Origin of the sequence: Clostridium sp. UBA5712, from assembly GCF_002419845.1 — a bacterium.
Lineage (GTDB): Bacteria > Bacillota > Clostridia > Clostridiales > Clostridiaceae > Clostridium_J > Clostridium_J sulfidigenes.
The window spans coordinates 85,290-103,193 of the sequence record NZ_DIGW01000010.1 but is presented as its reverse complement, the minus strand read 5'-3'; the positions used below and the strand labels follow the sequence as shown (position 1 = coordinate 103,193).

Sequence of the window (17,904 nt, the reverse complement as noted above, 5' to 3'; positions counted from 1 at the left end):
TGAATCTTAAATTTATATTAACCTATTTCTTCGTCAGCTATATCATTGTTATCATTCCAAGCCTCAGTATTTTTAAGCCCTGGAATTGTTGATGACTTAAAAATAGGGTCTTTGCCAGCTTTTTTCTGACGAGAATAGTCATCAAGAGCAGCAAATGCATATTTTCCAAGGAATAATATAGCTATTAGATTTATAACTGCCATGAAAGCCATGAATAAATCTGCTAGATTCCATACCAAGTCTATAGAAGCTTGGGAACCAATAAATACAGTAAGAACGACAAAGGATCTAAATATATTAAGTATCCCTTTATTATTACTTATGAACTCAATGTTAGTTTGTCCGTAGTAATAGTTACCTACTATAGAGCTAAAAGCAAATAAGAAAGTACATATAGCCAAGAAATAAGTTCCAATAACGACTCCAATTTGTGAACTAAGTGCACTTTGAGTAAGTTCAATACCCGTTAAAGTAGTGCCTGAATAATTACCGGAAATTAACACAATGAAGGCTGTACATGAACAGATTACTATTGTATCAGTAAAAACACCTAGGGTTTGAGTAAGGCCTTGCTTTACAGGGTGAGAAACTGTTGCTGTAGCTGCTGCATTAGGTGCGCTACCCATACCGGCTTCATTAGAGAACAGTCCTCTTTTAATACCTTGCATTATTGTGAATCCAATGCTACCAGCTGCAAATTGTTCTATACCAAAAGCGTTTTCAAATATTAATACAAATATACTAGGAATAGTTTTGAAGTTAAGGACTATAACTATAATTGCAACTAAAATATAAGCAGTTGCAAAGATTGGAACTATAACCTCTGAAACCTTGGCAATTCTCTTAACCCCACCAAAGATTACTAGGGCCGTTAAAACTGATAAAAGTATACCCATTATTACAGGATTAATACCAAAGGCATTTGTAAATGCTAAAGTTGTTGTATTAGATTGAGCTGCATTAAATACTAGTCCAAAGCATAAAGTAGTTAAGATGGCAAAAATTGTACCAAGCCAGCGCTTACCTAGCCCTCTTTCAATGTAGTAGGCAGGTCCCCCTAAAAAGTTTCCATCCTTGTCTTTAGTTTTATAAATTTGAGCAAGGGTACTTTCTACAAAGCTTGAAGCACCTCCAATTAAAGCAATAAGCCACATCCAAAATACTGCACCAGGACCACCAGCTGCCACAGCCATGGCAACACCTGCAATATTACCAGTACCAACCCTAGAAGCTGTACTTATACAAAAGGCTTGGAAGGATGAAACTCCATCTTTATTATCTTGATCATTAGGCATTAAAAGTCTAAACATTTCTTTGAAAAATCTAAATTGAACAAACTTTGTTCTAAATGAGAAGTAGATTCCTACTCCAATAAGTAAAACAATAAGTACGTAAGACCACATAAAGGTGTTAACAGTGTTAACCTTGTCAGTTAAAAAATTCATAAAATTAATTAATACATCTTTTGTAGAAATTAAAAAATCCATAACTCATCTCCTTATCTAATTTTTTTATTTAATTATAAAAGTTTATGAAAAATTACAATAATTCTTAAAATACAAGAATTATAGGAAATAAAATTCCCGAATAATTTATCGTATTATTTATATATTATATGGAACTACAAAGAAAATCAATAATATTTGTTGAAAATTAAATTTAATTAAAGATAAATGTAAAAAAGTTAAATGTTAAGAAAAAACTACCAGTACATAATTCATACTGATAGTCTGTGGAATTGTATTAGGTTTTAGCTTTTCATTTTAAACTCATAGAAACATCGCTTACAAGTAACAGTAATTTTCCCTTTACCTCTAGGTAATCTAAGCTTTTGTCCACACTTTGGACATTTAACTATTTTATAATTTTTCTTTTCATTAAACCATCTTTTGAAATTACTAAAAATAGGAGCACAATCACCAAAATGGAACACAGGTAGGTTGCTAGGAATTGCTTTATTAAATTTACTTAAAAGTCTATTGGCATACATACAAAACTTTCTATGTTCTTGCTCACGTTTTTCAACATTTCTTGAGAAAACTCTGTATAATGCATAAAACAAAATAACTCCCGCTAAAAGACGAGTAATAGAAAATAAATTTAATATAGATGATACTAGAATAAGAAATAATGAAAATAAGTCAATTCCATAGGATTCGTTGAAAAAATTCATTTGATCACCTCTTAATATATTATAACTAATTGTTATTGAAACATTAAAATATCAAAATATGTTTTAAATATATAATTTCTACATATCTCTTGTACTATATTATAGTACAAGAGGACAACTTATTTAAAGTGATTTATGAGGAAATAATTTTAATATTTTATGAAATAGGATTTTTAAAAGGTTAAATATTTATTATATCTATGATATAGATTTGAAGATTAGTCAATTAAAGTATGGAACTTGGTTAAAATATCATGGATGAAAGAGTAAAGCTTTTAAAATAATTATTTGGATGTTATTTATAAATGTTACTTATATCAGAATTTAATTCTTAAGAAATTATTACTTTTGATAGAAAAATTAAAGTGATTATTACATCTTTCTTACAATTAGAGGAAACTTATTTTCAAAGTATTAAAGGTATTGTATGCTAACATCATCAAAGATTATGAGGTGAGGAAATGTCTAAAGTTCTAGAATTAAAAAATGTTACTAAAATTATGGGTAATCGTAAAATAGTTGACAATGTCAGTTTTGAAATAAACTCAGGAGAAATATTTGGATTTTTAGGACCAAATGGTGCAGGTAAAACTACTACTATTAAGATGATTACAGGACTTTTAAAAATTGATGAAGGAGATATTTTAATTAGCAATAATGATGTAAAGAAAAATTTTGAAAAAGCTCTTTCTCAAGTAGGGGGGATTATTGAAAATCCAGAGATGTATGGATATCTTACAGGACGTACAAATTTAGAGATATATGGTAGAATGCATGGTAATATTTCTAAAGAACGTATTAATGAAGTTATAAAATTAGTGAAACTTGAAAATCGTATTAATGATAAAGTGAAAAAATATTCTCTTGGAATGCGTCAAAGACTTGGTGTTGCTCAAGCATTATTACACAATCCTAAGCTTTTAATTTTAGATGAACCTACTAATGGATTAGACCCAATGGGAATTAAAGAGTTACGTGATACCCTAAGACATTTGGCAGAAAAAGAGGGACTAGCAGTTTTAGTGTCAAGTCACTTACTTAGTGAAATGGAGCTTATGTGTGATCGAGTTGGAATAATAGATAATGGAAAAATTATAGATATTAAAACATTAAAAGATATTAAAAAGCAAAATATCGAAAGCTTGATAACCTATGAATTAGAAGTAAGTAATTATAGTTTAGCGAGGAAAATTATAGAGAATGATTATAGCAAAATATCTGAAGAGATTACTGTAGACTTCAAAGAAAATAAAATATTAATTTCTTGTTCTCGTGATGAAATTGCCAATGTTAATAAAGCTTTAATTATGGAGAATATATTAGTTTACACTATTAAGCCTATTAATAACACTCTTGAAGATGAATTTATGAAGGTAACAACAGGATCAAAAATGCAAATAGTGTAATATAGTAGAAAAGGAGCAGAGTTTAATGAGTAAAGTATGTGGACTAATAAAAAATGAATTGATAAAACAATATAAAAAAACTAGTGTTAAAGTAATAGTGATTTTAATACTTTTAGCTAGCATAATGTTACCAGTAGCTTTAAAATTTTTACAGAATAGAGATGAGTCAAAGTGGTATATAAATAGCTATAATCAAGACATTCAATGGCAACAAACAGAAATAACTAATATTGATTCAAGTAAGAAAAATAAAGACATTCAGAAGAAAATTTTTGAAGAAAACATTAAAAAATCACAAACGCTAATAGATAGTAATGTTTCTTGGGATGATTGGAGAAATGAAGTAGCTGGAGAGGCTTCTAATAAATCAAAAGAGGCTATTATTCTATCAGGAATTTCAGAAGGGTTAGCAGGTGAAGAATTATTTTTTAATATACATGAATTTGATGTAAATATGTTTAATGAATATTTAGGAATGAGCAAGGATGAACTTCAAAAGATAATAACTTCTAAAAATAAAGAAAGTAAGGAATTATATGATTCTGTTATAAAAAATGATTACTTAGTTTACTTAGATAAGAATATTAAATCTTCTAAGGAGGAAATTAAAAATTTAAAGTCAACTATTAAAACATCAGAAGATGAAGTGAAGAAAAATCCTAATAATAAAAATTTTGTTACATCTCTAGAGAATTCTAAAATTCAGCTTGATGCTTTGGAGAAAAGACTTAAGGCAACCGAATATAGATATAATAATAAAATTCCTTATGACAATAAGAATTGGAAAAACAACACTATTAGGGATATTTCCTATAAGATTGATGAAAATGGTGAAAGACTGCTTAGTGAAACTGAATTTACACAATACAATAGCGAGAAAATAGCAAAAGGATATACTTATGAGGAGTACAAAAAAGACTATGAAAAGAAAACAAAGTCTATAGAACAGGCTATAGTTCTTGATTGGTATAGTCTTGAAAATAATATACCACAAGTTAAATTTGATAATGATATTAGAAATTCTGTAGATAGAACTTATTTAATGTATGTTAGTGTTGCCATTATACTATGCATAATAATTGGAGGAGGTATAGTTTCTTCAGAGTATTCTACAGGGACTGTTAGATTGCTTATGATTAGACCAGTATCTAGATGGAAAATTTTATTTTCTAAATTAGTATCAGTATTTATAATTGGGTATGGGGTACTGTTAACTACAGTTATATTAAATATTATATCAAGTGGAATTGTAAATGGTTTTGGAGGACTTGCTACAAAAGTAATTTCTTTCAGTGGAGAAAGTATAGTTCAGCAAAGCTTTGTAATTTCAATTATACCTAAGCTTTTATTCTCAAGCATTAGCTTAATATTTATAATAGCTTTAGTATTTGCAATATCAACTATTATAAAAAATACAGCTTTAGCAGTTGGTCTTACTACTGTAGCATATTTAGGTAGCTCAGTTGCTACAATGATTATGGCAAGCTTAGGTATGAGATGGGTAGGTAAAACTATATTACCCTATATGAATTTATCAACTTTCATTACAAATTCCCAATATGTTGAAATGTTTAAAAGTGAATATAGTATAGTTTTAAGTTCAACTATGGGGGCAATTCAATTGATTGTGTTTGCTACAATATTAATTATAGCTTCATTCTTAGTGTTCCAAAAGAGAGATGTAATGAATTAATTTATATAATGAAATTATAAGTGAAAATATTTCTATATTTATTTAAAAAAGTGGGGTTGACAATATTAATCTAGTTAAGTAGAATAATAATTGTAAGGGGAATGGAAAGTTAATTTTATAAAATAACTACAACTTACATTTTAAACTTATTAGATTAAAAATAAATTTAATATATAGAGTCCGATAGGTGTACTAAGTACTTAATAGGGAATTTGGTGAAAATCCAAAGCTATCCCAGTAACTGTAAGTGAGGACGACTTAGCAAAAGCCACTAATTTGTTTTGGGAAGGTGCTAAGAAGTATGATTCACAAGCCAGGAGACCTGCCATGGGATTATGAAATTTGATACTTTCTGAGGAAGAGTTAAAAGATTTATCCAGTGATGGTTTAGGTAAAATATAGTATTTATGTTTATAGGTTTAAACTATAAATTAAATTGCAAAAGCTTTCACTTATTTAAATTTAGTATATTCCAAGATAGGTATCAATGATATCTATCTTTTTTTATTGTATTTATATGGCTAGGAGAATCTACAAGGAAGTGGATTGTAGAATATATAAGCTATTTTACAGTTTAAATAAACTATGAAGCTACAAAGGCGTGGCTTTCTCCTATAAAAAATATACAAATAAAGTAACTATATTTTAATTGTTACTTTAGTTATTAACTTAAAGTTTTCAACCCAAAACTTTAGTCAATATAAATGTAAATTTTCTACTTATGTCCCTCTTAGTGGTTTGGATAAAACCAACTAATTTCACACAGGGATGTAACCACTATAATTTGTCGTGGTTACATCCTATAACCCTATAATTGGATAAATATATGATTAAATATAAAAGAAATTAAGACTATATCGAAAATTTATGATATAGTCTTAATTTTTTCTACCAACATTGGTTTATCAAGTTATTTTCATAATATACAGTATATGTATAAATAATCAAATTAAAGTATCATATAATTTATAGATATGATATGATAAAGTAATAAAATACAGATAATTATGTTTATGGAGAGGGATTATATGAAATTAACATTGCTTAAGGATTTGCAGGGAAATGAAATACTTGCTAAGGACATTATTACAGGCTCGGGTAAGACTTTGTTAAAAAAAGGTATTATAATTACTGATCAAGTAAAAAATAGTATTGAACAGCAAGGGATTTTTTTTCTGTATGTACAAGACGATGACTTAAAAGACATAAAAGATGATAGTAAACTTATAAATTTAAAAAAGAATATACTTCAAACCATACCTAATATGTTTAGTGACTTAATAAATTATGATAATAAATCTTTAAGTAAATCTCTAACTATGGTTGATGATTTAGTTGAATATATACAGAGTGAAAACTACATAAATCTAAATTTATATGAAGTAAAATTATATGATGATTATACATACATACACTCTGTGGATACTAGTATTATGGCAATTTTTCTAGGAGTAAATATGAATTTTTCGAAATCAAGATTACGTGATTTAGCCATATCATCTCTATTTCATGATATAGGAAAAACGAAAATATCTAGTAGAATCATAAATAAACCAGATAAATTAACTGAAGATGAGTTCAAGCAAATTAAGATGCACCCATTATACGGTAGAGATATACTACTTGGTAATCCTATAATAAATGAAGAGATAATAGGTGGAGTAATAGAACATCATGAAAAGTATAATGGTACAGGTTATCCTTATGGATTAAAAGATAATGAAATATCACAATTTGCAAAAATCATTTCTATATGTGATGTGTTTACGGCCATAACATCAGATAGATGCTATAGAAAAAAATTTGACCCTAGAGAAGCTTATGAATTAATTTTAGCAGAGACATATACAAGTTTTGATCCTGAAATAATTAAGTTGTTTAAAGATACATTTGCAGTTTATCCATTAGGATGTCCTGTATATCTATCAAATAATTTATTTGGGTATGTGGTAAGTCAAAATAATGGGTTCCCAGATAGACCAGTAGTAAGAATTGTGAAAGATGAATACAATAATAAAATTAGTCCTTATGAGATTGATTTAAAGAATATTATAAATTTAACAATCATAAGCACTATAGTGTAGTATTTGTAAAGTAAATGGTATCTAAGGAGATGATTATCATAAATAGTGATGTAGGTGAAAGCTATATGGGAAATATTAAGGTTTTAAAAAATTTATATAAAGAAATATGGTGGAGTATGCCTACATGTGTAGATATTCCCTTAGAAGCTAATGGATATATTAAGAAGAAGAAAAATGAGAAAAAGTTTGAGAAATTTATTGATGAATTTATTAAAATTATTGAAAGGTTTCCTTTGGAAGAAGAGAATAGAGAATTATGGAAGAAAAATAGTAACTCTTATCTTGAAAATATGATATTGGGAGAAGAATTATTTAAGCTAGGAACCATAGATAAAAAAATGAAGGATCAGTTTTTTGCAAACACTAAGGTATTTATAAATCAGTGTAAGATCTTTGATAAAGAAATGAATTATGAAGATATTGGTCAAGCTATGAGAAATGTGTGGATTGTTAGTCTTCTTCAAAAGATGAAGGTTATGAATATATCATTTACCATGGCTACTTTTGGATATAGCATGCTATATCCATATACTGACAATTATTTAGATAATTTAGATATATCAATAGAAGAAAAGAAAGAATTTAATAACAGGTTTTATAAAAGACTATGTGGTGAAGAGATAGAGGGGAGAAATTCTCATGAAAAGCAAGTGTTTAAGTTAGTTGAATATATAGAATCTGTTTTTAATAGAAATGATTATCCAAAAGTTTTTCAAGGTCTATTATTAATTCATGAAGGGCAAGTAAAAAGCCTAATTCAGCAAGAAGGTATAAGTAACCCCTATGAAAGGGATATGCTAGATATATCTATTGAAAAGGGCGGAGCATCTGTTATTGTGGATGGTTATCTTATAAATGGAAGCTTAAACAAAGAAGAGGAGATTTTTACCTATGGGTATGGATTTCTGCTTCAATTATGCGATGATTTGCAAGATGTAAGGATAGATTATGAGAATAAACATATGACTATAATGTCTCAACTAGCAGGAAAATATCATCTAGATAATATTGTTAATAAACTTATTAATCTAACTATCCATGTATTAGATGATGCAACGTGTTTTAAAGGGGAAAATATTGAAGATTTGAAAAAATTAATAAAAGATAATTGTATTTTAATGATAATCTTTGCTATTGTTATGAACAAAAATTATTTTTCAAAGGAGTATGTAAAAGAAATTTCTAAATACTTGCCTTTTACTATATCATATATTGAAAATATTAAGGGGAATTTACGAAGAAAGTTTGAAAATATTAAAAAATCTTATCATGGCATTTCATTAGAAGATATAATTTACTACTTAATTCAATAAAGGATTTATAAAAGGTTAAATTTAATTTATTTTAATTTAATTACGTAATTTATAAAATTTTTTAGTTGATATAACATTTAAAAAATGGTATGATTAAAACGTTGTACAGGTTATAATATAATAATTTATATATTAAGGGAGTAGTTAGCAGGAAGTATTAAATGACTTCATGGGATTAGGTCAACATACTGGATATTTAATATTCTGGTTTAATCTTAAAAGACGAGACTTATATTCTGATATTAGAATATAAGTCTCTTTTATTTTGTTAAAATACATAGGAGGAATGAAAATGATATACGCTTTATATGGAATTTTTGCTGCATTTGTAATTGGTTTTTCAATTAAATTGTCTTATTATGTAGACGAGCTTGATAAAAAAACAAATTTATCAGGAGCTTTTATTGGAGGTGTTATGTTAGCAGCAGTAACTTCACTTCCAGAGTTATTTACAAGTATTTCATCTACTATATTTTTGAATGAGGTACAATTGGTTTCAGGTAATATTCTTGGTAGTAATGTGTTTAACTTAACTATTTTAGCAGTATTAGTTTTAGTAGGAGTTAAGAGATTCAAAAGCTCTGTAGTAACATCAAGCCATAGGAATACACTGAAACTTTTAATGGTGATTTATGTAATAGTGTTTGTTGCTAATTATATTGGAAGAGAATTTTCATTTTTTAGTGTAAGCATATTCTCTATAGCAATTATGCTATTATATATCTTTGGTGTTAAGGCTATGTCAGGGGATGAATCTCCAGAAGATAGTGGAGAAAGTAATTGCAATCTTACAGTAAAGCAAATATATGTGAGGTTTACACTATTAAGTATAGGATTAATTGTGTTTAGTATAGGTATTACTATAGTAACAGATATGATTGCAAAGGAGTTAAACCTAGGGGTTACCTTGGCGGGGGCATTGTTCCTTGGAGTTGCAACTTCTCTTCCAGAATTAACATCTTCTATATCTTTAGCTAAAAAAGGTAATTTTAATGCTATGATTGGAAACATTGTAGGAAGTAATTTATTTAATTTTTGCATATTGTTTTTAGCTGATATACTATATATAAAAGGATCTATTTATCAACCATCGAACCAAGGATACTTATTAATAATATTTGGATTTATATGTACTGTAGTTGCTTATGGTATGTTAAAGATAAAAAAAGAACAAGCAAAGGAGATACATAAGGTATCAAGTTCGTTACCTTATGTATTAGCGAGTATGGCAATAGTGGCTAGTTATGTAACATATTTAACAATGTCAATATAAAATAATAGGTTTTAGAAGCTCTGCTTTTAAAACCTATTATTTTATTACTGAAATTTTCAACAAAGCCACTTTATTAGTTGTATTAGAATGAATTGTTAACATTTTATCATCTATACTTGTAATTACAATGGTTATTGTATAAAATGTTAATATTAGTAATTAAACTCAAGTGCAAATGTGGGTAACTATATTTAGTAAAAAATCTAGTATTAAGTTAAACTTTAAGGGATGGTGATTTCGGTGTTAGTTATAAATAATGTCACGAAGAAATATGGAAAATTTGTTGCTAATGATAATATAAGTTTTCAAGTGGGCGATGGAGAGATAGCAGTACTTTTAGGGCCTAATGGTGCTGGAAAATCTACTATTATTAAATGTATATGCGGACTATTAAGATTTCAAGGAAATATATCCATAGAAGGTTTTGATAATAAATCCATAGAAGCTAAAAGAATAATTGGATATATACCAGAAGTACCTGTACTATATGATATGTTAACAGTGGAAGAGCATTTAGAATTTATTGCACGAGGTTATAATCTTACTGACTGGAGAGAATATGCTGAAAAACTGTTAAGGATATTTGAACTAGATGACAAAAAACAAAAGTTTGGGAAAGAACTTTCTAAAGGAATGCAGCAAAAGGTAAGTATTTGTTGTGCATTACTTCCAAAACCTAAGGTTATAATTTTTGATGAACCTTTAGTAGGTCTTGATCCCCATGGAATTAAAGCATTGAAAGAATTAATAATGGAATTAAAAAATCAAGGTGCAGCAATGATAATAAGTACTCATATGATTGATAGTGTGAAAGAGTTCTGGGATGTAGCACATATCATGATGAATGGAAAGATTGCGGCAACAAGGGTAAAAAAAGATGCTGAAAAATCTAATGAAGGATTAGAAGAATTATTCTTTCATATCACTGAAGGAAAGGGTGATCAGTAGTGAAAGGAATAATTTATCTATGGAGAACAACCTTAAAAAATCGAATAAAGGATTTAAAGAATCATCCTGGTAAATTAATAGGATATATAATTTTGATAGCTTTAATGGTTTTTGTTTTTATAACCTCAGCTAAAACTTCTAATAATGTTGATGTAAATAACTTAAGTCCAATTGCGGAGCTAGGAGCAATAATATATGCACTATTTATGTTTTTATTTACAACTCAAATTATCCAAGGATTATCATCAGGAGCTACATTTTTTAAAATGTCTGATGTAAACTTACTCTTTGTTTCTCCCATATCATCTAAAAAAGTACTTATATATGGACTTATAAGACAGTTAGGTACATCTTTATTTATATCCATCTTTATACTATTTCAAGCTGGTGTACTTAAACAGAGGTATGGAGTAAATCCGCTAGGTGTAATAGTAATATTCCTAGGATATTTTATGTTAGTTTTCATAAGTAGTATCATATCTATGGCTATTTATTCAATTACTAGCGGAGATGACGGTAAAAAGAAAGCAGTAAAGATTTTAATTTATCTCCTAGTATTACCTTTAATAATTTCTATTCTATTTAATATAAAAGAAGGTGGAAGAGGTATAGGAGCTATAGTTAATGGGATAAATGTAAGTTATCTAGAATTTATTCCTTTTGTAGGGTGGATAAAAGGAGTAATTTATGGTATTTTGATAGGCGAAACCTCTAATGCGTTAATGTATATTTTAGCAACACTTATAGGCGTAGTATTAACTATAGTTATTCTTATGAAAAGTAAAAATGAATATTATGAAGACGTACTTCAAGCTACAGAAACTATGCATAAACGTGTGGAAGATGCAAAAGAAGGCCGAATAGTAGAAGTTAAAGATACTAAGAAGATAAAATTAAAAAATGTTGGAATAAATAAAGGAAGAGGAGCTTCTGTATTCTTTTTTAAGCATATGTTAGAAAATAGGAGAGCAGGAAAATTCTTTTTAGACAATACTACTTTAATTCAAATAGTAGTTGTGGTCATATTTACATTAACAATGAAGGACATAGGAAGTATAATGGCTACCTTTGCTATGGCCACATATATTCAATTATTTATGACTTTTGCAGGGCGCTGGGTTAGAGAACTAAAAATGCATTATGTATATTTAATTCCTGAAAGTCCACTTAAAAAACTTCTATATATAGTTTCTGAAAACTTAATAAAGTGTTTTGTAGATGGGATTATACTATTTGTTATTGCGGGAATCATATTAGGTTCTTCACCTATAGAAATATTAGTATGTATAATATCAAGATTGGGATTTGGAATGTTATTTATAGCAGGAGATGTATTGTCTCAAAAAATATTCAAACAAGTTACAGGGAAAGGCTTATTAATGTTTTTAACAATACTTGCATTGATAATAATTGCACTACCAGGAATTATAGGTTCTGTAATTGTAGCAATTATCTTTGATATAGGAACAATTTCAATAATAATTACATTTGCATGGAATATGTTCATATCTTTTATAATTATATGGCTATGTAAGAATATATTAAATAACATAGAACAGAATTTAGTATAGTAATAGATGTATTACTTATTTATTTTAATATGATTTTAATAGAAATAAAATAGTCTTAAATAGCTGATTATATTAGTTATTTAAGACTATTTTAAAATAAAAAATACTTTAGTAGAAAAAAAGTATTTTAATTATAATTAATAGTATTTTATTAAGAAAATTTAAAGGCAAAGAGTTTTATTGATATATATCAGAAAACTCAATTTGAATTCGTTCTATTTTGTTATTGTAGGATCTAATTGAAGGAGGCGCTGAATCTTTTGAATGGTCAGATTTTACTATTTTATTAGGGAAATATAAAGTGAACTTACTACCTTCACCAACCTTGCTTTCTAAAGTTATATCTCCATCATGTAGAACCATAAGAGATTTTACAAGGGATAAGCCTATGCCGGTACCTTCAGAATTATTCGTACTAGATTTATCAATTTGTACAAATCTATCAAATATTTTTCTTTTCATAGAATCATCTATACCAATACCTGTATCTTTAATGGAAATAATAGTATTATTATCATCTTCAGAGATATCAATAAAAATTGTTCCGCCTGGATTAGTAAACTTTACTGCATTAGATAAGAGATTTAAAATAATTCTTTCTAATTTATCCTCATCTATAGCAGTAATTTTTTCTTCCATAGCAGTATCAAAAATAATGTTTATTTCTTTAGATTTAATGAAATCTACAACTGAGTCTACGATATTTTCTACAGAATAAACTATATTAATATTTTCAAGATTAACTTTAAAAGTAGAAGCTTCAATTTTAGTTAAATCAAGAAGATTATTAATAAGTCGTATAAGTCTAAAAGAATTTTGTTTTATACAGTTAGTATATTTCTCTGCATTGCTTAAGTCTAGATTTGGATTTTTTAATTGCTGAGACAGAAGTTGATCGGCACTATATATAACATTGATAGGGGTTTTAAGTTCATGAGATACATCTGCAAAGAAGTTTGTACGCTCTTTCTCATGAGACATAAGTTTATTGTTAGTTTTTTTCAAATCAGACATAGTATCAAGTAATTTTTTATTACTTAAATAACTCTCTTTCATATGTCTAAATTTAATTATAGAAAAGCAAAATCCTAATATTAAATACAAACCTATATCAAATAAATTTTTCCATGCAGTGCTACTATAATTTAAAGTATTCATCATATTAAATATATAAATGGATGATGAAGGGATAAGTACTAATAAAGATTTTTTAAAATCTATTAAGAAAAATAGATTTATTACAAAAATCAAAATCAAAAAAAAAGTGATACTTCCATTAACTTCAAGAAGAGAAATACAAGAATATAAAGATAAGTACGTACCACCAAAAAGAAAAATATTAAATAATAAGTTATATATAAAAGTTGTTTGATATTTTATAGGAATTAAATTATAAACTAATAACCAAACAACTAAAAATATAGTTATAATGGCATAGAGATAGATATTGTTAATCACTATAGGAATTTCATCAATTATATTAATTATAAATAACAATGTACTTGAAATAAGTGTAAGTATAGATAAGTTATAACTAAAGTATAAATTTTCACTTAATAAATATGTTTTTAAATCAGAATAGTTATTTAGTTTAATTTTCATTTTCCTTACCTCACTAGCATAAAATTCAATAGAATAAAATAAAAATTATATACCTCAACATTATAATGTGTTAATAAATTACAATTTATAATTTATGATAAACATATCCGCGGATAAAAAATGGATAAATGGGTACATTGCAATTAAAAATTTTTTAAATATTTTAATTATAAAGTATACTCATAATTTATAATTAATGTTCATACCACACATATCCATAACTAATATAGCATATATGTTAGTAAATATAAAAAAAGTTAGTATATACAAGTAAATTTGTTTTAATAAAAAATATGTTGGTTTTTATTGAAATTTATCATTTTTATTTAAATTAAGACAAGAATAAATACATATATAACTAATACTTCTTTTTTATGAAAAAATTATGAAGAAAATTATAAAAACATAAAATATATTTCATGAATATTAACTTTGTGTTAATAATTTTAAACATAAAGTTAAATAAAGAAAAATTTATAGGTGTAAATTCAGTATATCGAATTAATATATAGATATTAGTATAAGGATTAAGAAGAGTAATAAATAATTATTTGGTTGATAGTATGTTATATGATTTAATTAGAATACATTGATTTTATAAAATATATATGATAGCATGTAAATGGAGTTGCTACATAAAATATATTATTAGTAGTCAGTAAAATCTCTCTTTCTCTACTGAAAGGGAGTTTATTTTGTTTCTTAGGAGGTAAAGATATGAAAAAAAATATGAAATCAATAATAATTTCTTTAATAGTTATAATTATTGCAATTGGTGGATTTTTTATCTACAAAAATTTTAATGCAAAGCAAAGAGTTGAAGGAGATAAAACTATAGAAGTTACAGTTATAAGTAAAAAGGATAATTATGAAAAAACTTATACACATTCAACTAATGCAGAAACTCTAGGAAAAGCACTAGATGAAATGAAGATAATTGTAGCTGATACATCTCAAGCTACTAGATTTATAACTGGAGTAGATGGACTAAATGCAGATGCTAACAAGCAAGAGTGGTGGAATTTAAAAATAAATGGAAAAGATTCCCAAACTGGTATAGATGATACTGCTATAAAAGATGGTGATAAGATAGAACTTATACTTACAATAGGTTGGTAATATGTATAAAACTAAAGATTTGATAATATTGGCATTACTTGGAGCGCTAATGCTTGTGTTACAAGTTATGATGAGTGGAATACCTAATATAGAACCAGTATCTTTTTTACTGGTAATATATACTTTAGTATTAGGCAGAAGAGCATTAGTAGTTGTAGTGGTATTTAACTTTTTACTAGGTCTTGTTAGTGGAATGGGAACTTGGTGGTTTGGATACTGGATTGTTTGGCCTATGCTAGTACTAGTAGTGCTGTTATTTAGAAAAATAATTAAAGAAAATTTTTTAGGTTGGAGTATAATATCCGGTGTGTTTGGAATGTTATTTGGAGCACTGTATTCAATACCATATATCTTTACAGTCTCTAAAACCTTTGCTTTAACTTATTGGATAAATGGAATACCCTATGATTTAATTCATATGGTAGGTAATTATTTTATTATGTTAATGCTTGGAAAAAGGGTATATAATTTATTGAAGAATTTAGTAGCAAAATATAATTTAGGCACTAAATTTTGAAGATAGATAGGTTTTAAAATATAAAAAGAACTTTGAAATTTCAAAGTTCTTTTTTATTTTTTAAGGAGTGGATTGGGGAATTAAGCCAATAAATAAAGTAATTAAAATGTATTTATGTTATATTTATCATATAGTGTCATTGCCATAACATATAATTTATATAAAATATAAACTAAAAGGCTAAGGAATAAATTGTAGAATCTAAGAGGTGGGAATATGAAGTTGCTAGAAACAGAAAGATTGATTTTGAGAAGTTGGAAAATAGCGGATTTAGATGATTTTTATGAGTATTCTAAAAATCCTAATGTTGGTCCTATGGCAGGATGGAAACCCCATAAGAATAAAGAAATATCTAAAGGTATACTTCAGTCATTTATAAAGAATAATGAGGTATGGGCAATTGTATATAAGAAAAATAATAGGGTAATTGGTTCAATTGGTAATCATAGAGATGTGAAAAGAAATTTATTAAAGGCAAGAATGATAGGATATGTACTTTCAGAAGAATATTGGGGAAAAGGAATTATGACTGAAGCAGTAAATAGGGTAATAAAATATTTGTTCGAAGAAATAAAATGTGAAGTAGTATCTTGTTATCATTATCACGGAAATCAAAAATCTAAAAGGGTTATAGAAAAGTGTGGATTTAAATATGATGGAACATTAAGAATGGCTAGCGAAACTTATGATGGAAGAATATATGATGATCTATGCTATTCCATAACTAAAATGGAGTATTGTGATGAATATAAAAATAAATATTTATAGGTAAAGTATAATAATTATAGATTGAATATATTTAAAATATAGACTCCATGAATAATTAGTTCGTAGAGTCTATTAATTTTAGTTAACTATTTTTAACCTTAGGTTTATTTACTATATATATTCCAACACATACAAATACAAGTGCCAACAGATTTTTCCAATGCCAAATAGATTCTTTTAAAAATATAGCAGAAAGAAAAACACCAAACACAGGTGTTAAAAAATTGTATATAGAAATTTTACCAACATTATTATGCTTTAATAAGATAGTCCATATTGTAAAAGCCACTGAAGAAAGAAGTGAGAGATATAAAAGTAATAACATAGCTTCAGTAGAAGGTATAGAGGTTCGTGCACCTCCAAGTGCGCCTACAATTACAAGTAAAACCCCTCCAAAGAGTAGTTGCCATCCTGTGACTATCATGCTATCTTCTCTCTTAGCTGCTTCTTTACTTATAAGAGATCCAATTGCAAAGGAAGCAGCAGCAAGAATAATAAATCCTTCACCAGTAAAGGTAAAACCACTTCCAACTTTACCACCTAAGTTAATTATAACTACTCCCATAAATCCAACAATACATCCTAAAATCTTTTGGAAATTTAATCTATCATCTGAATATATAAAATGAGCAAGAATTACAGCCATAAAGGTTGCGGTACCGTTTAATATGGACCCCTTAACACCGGTAGTATGAGAAAGTCCTATGTAGAAAAATAAATATTCTAAAGTAGTTTGAATAAACCCAAGTAGTGCAATATGACTTAAGGTCTCTTTTTTAGGAAAAGGAAATTTTTTTTGAATTATCCAAGTTAATAAAATTACTAGAAGACCTGATAAAGCAAATCGATTGCCTGCAAAGAGAAGTTTACTAAAAATATCATTTTCGCCTATAGAAAATAAAGAGTAGCCAATCTTTATAGATGGATAGGCACTTCCCCAAAGTAAGGTACATAGTAAAGCTAACAATAAAATCACACCATTTTTTTGAAAAACATCTTTTTTACTCATAATTTAAATAATCCCCTCTGTACATTTAAAACTTAAATAATTACAAATTAACTTATGTTTATTGTGAATATAGTTTTAAAATTCTAATTATCTCAATTAGAATTTTACTATTATATGCAACAAATGTAAATGAACATTATTATTTGTTGTTTTTGACAATAAAATTTATCTTATCTAAAATGTAAAAACGAAATTTCAATATAAAAGTTCAATACAAATATATAAGGAAAATACAGAAAAATGGAGAATGGAGAATTTTGAGTAATTTAATCAAGTGTATTTAAGTCTTAAGAAGTTGAAAATGATTATCAATTAAGCTATTATGAAGTAGTGATAAGTATTATCAATTAAAATTATATTTCAATTAATAATGTAATTTTATTGTTACATCAAGTATATATAAGTGTTTAAGAATATCACATAATTTA

Annotated in this window: 15 protein-coding genes and 1 riboswitch; of the genes, 11 read left to right on the top strand and 4 right to left on the bottom strand. The window is 26.9% G+C overall.

Annotated features, from left to right (window positions below; all coding sequences use genetic code 11):
* Positions 1–17: 17 nt before the first annotated feature.
* Both B3B03_RS04515 and B3B03_RS04510 read right to left on the bottom strand, forming a co-directional pair.
* The gene (locus B3B03_RS04515; RefSeq protein ID WP_346876708.1) at positions 18–1,445 is read right to left on the bottom strand and encodes an alanine/glycine:cation symporter family protein; all 1,428 of its coding nucleotides are present in this window, start codon (positions 1,443–1,445) and stop codon (positions 18–20) included.
* Positions 1,446–1,750: 305 nt separating this feature from the next.
* Positions 1,751–2,173 carry a hypothetical protein gene (locus B3B03_RS04510; RefSeq protein ID WP_346876572.1) on the bottom strand — a complete coding sequence of 141 codons (423 nt, stop codon included), beginning with the start codon at positions 2,171–2,173 and terminating at the stop codon, positions 1,751–1,753.
* Positions 2,174–2,634: 461 nt separating this feature from the next.
* Between B3B03_RS04510 and B3B03_RS04505 the strand changes: the two genes are divergently transcribed.
* The 7 genes from B3B03_RS04505 to B3B03_RS04475 all read left to right on the top strand — a co-directional run bounded on the left by B3B03_RS04505 (position 2,635) and on the right by B3B03_RS04475 (position 12,461).
* Complete coding sequence (locus B3B03_RS04505) at positions 2,635–3,579, top strand: ABC transporter ATP-binding protein (RefSeq protein ID WP_346847527.1); 945 nt, start codon at positions 2,635–2,637, stop codon at positions 3,577–3,579.
* Positions 3,580–3,604: 25 nt separating this feature from the next.
* Positions 3,605–5,272 carry an ABC transporter permease subunit gene (locus B3B03_RS04500; protein ID WP_346847526.1) on the top strand — a complete coding sequence of 556 codons (1,668 nt, stop codon included), beginning with the start codon at positions 3,605–3,607 and terminating at the stop codon, positions 5,270–5,272.
* Positions 5,273–5,439: 167 nt separating this feature from the next.
* A riboswitch (cobalamin riboswitch) is annotated at positions 5,440–5,616 on the top strand.
* A gap of 684 nt (positions 5,617–6,300) precedes the next feature.
* The gene (locus B3B03_RS04495) at positions 6,301–7,356 is read left to right on the top strand and encodes an HD-GYP domain-containing protein (RefSeq protein WP_346876571.1); all 1,056 of its coding nucleotides are present in this window, start codon (positions 6,301–6,303) and stop codon (positions 7,354–7,356) included.
* A gap of 14 nt (positions 7,357–7,370) precedes the next feature.
* Positions 7,371–8,669: a hypothetical protein gene (locus tag B3B03_RS04490; RefSeq protein WP_346876570.1), complete on the top strand. Its 1,299-nt coding sequence runs from the start codon at positions 7,371–7,373 to the stop codon at positions 8,667–8,669.
* Positions 8,670–8,961: 292 nt separating this feature from the next.
* A complete protein-coding gene (locus B3B03_RS04485) occupies positions 8,962–9,942 on the top strand; it encodes a cation transporter (protein ID WP_346847523.1) in 981 nt (326 codons plus the stop codon).
* 240 nt (positions 9,943–10,182) lie between these two features.
* Positions 10,183–10,890 (top strand): ABC transporter ATP-binding protein, encoded by a 708-nt coding sequence (locus B3B03_RS04480; RefSeq protein WP_346847522.1) that lies wholly within the window; start codon positions 10,183–10,185, stop codon positions 10,888–10,890.
* Positions 10,890–12,461 carry a putative ABC exporter domain-containing protein gene (locus tag B3B03_RS04475; RefSeq protein WP_346847521.1) on the top strand — a complete coding sequence of 524 codons (1,572 nt, stop codon included), beginning with the start codon at positions 10,890–10,892 and terminating at the stop codon, positions 12,459–12,461. Before B3B03_RS04480 ends, B3B03_RS04475 begins: the two co-directional genes overlap by 1 nt.
* A gap of 177 nt (positions 12,462–12,638) precedes the next feature.
* On the opposite strand, the gene B3B03_RS04470 is transcribed toward B3B03_RS04475, so the two are convergent.
* Positions 12,639–13,622: a HAMP domain-containing sensor histidine kinase gene (locus B3B03_RS04470; RefSeq protein ID WP_346876569.1), complete on the bottom strand. Its 984-nt coding sequence runs from the start codon at positions 13,620–13,622 to the stop codon at positions 12,639–12,641.
* A 13-nt stretch (positions 13,623–13,635) separates the two neighbouring features.
* Here B3B03_RS04470 and B3B03_RS04465 point away from each other — a divergent pair, with 13 nt between their 5' ends.
* The 4 genes from B3B03_RS04465 to B3B03_RS04450 all read left to right on the top strand — a co-directional run bounded on the left by B3B03_RS04465 (position 13,636) and on the right by B3B03_RS04450 (position 16,467).
* Positions 13,636–13,833 carry a hypothetical protein gene (locus B3B03_RS04465; RefSeq protein ID WP_346847519.1) on the top strand — a complete coding sequence of 66 codons (198 nt, stop codon included), beginning with the start codon at positions 13,636–13,638 and terminating at the stop codon, positions 13,831–13,833.
* A 947-nt stretch (positions 13,834–14,780) separates the two neighbouring features.
* Positions 14,781–15,182, top strand: a complete 402-nt coding sequence (locus tag B3B03_RS04460) for a DUF4430 domain-containing protein (protein WP_346876568.1) — start codon at positions 14,781–14,783, stop codon at positions 15,180–15,182.
* 1 nt (position 15,183) lies between these two features.
* On the top strand, positions 15,184–15,699 hold the full coding sequence (locus B3B03_RS04455; RefSeq protein WP_346847517.1) for a hypothetical protein: 516 nt from the start codon (positions 15,184–15,186) through the stop codon (positions 15,697–15,699).
* Positions 15,700–15,915: 216 nt separating this feature from the next.
* Positions 15,916–16,467 (top strand): GNAT family protein, encoded by a 552-nt coding sequence (locus B3B03_RS04450; protein ID WP_346847516.1) that lies wholly within the window; start codon positions 15,916–15,918, stop codon positions 16,465–16,467.
* A gap of 82 nt (positions 16,468–16,549) precedes the next feature.
* Here B3B03_RS04450 and B3B03_RS04445 read toward each other — a convergent pair whose 3' ends face one another.
* The gene (locus tag B3B03_RS04445; protein ID WP_346876567.1) at positions 16,550–17,476 is read right to left on the bottom strand and encodes a DMT family transporter; all 927 of its coding nucleotides are present in this window, start codon (positions 17,474–17,476) and stop codon (positions 16,550–16,552) included.
* Positions 17,477–17,904 lie beyond the last annotated feature (428 nt).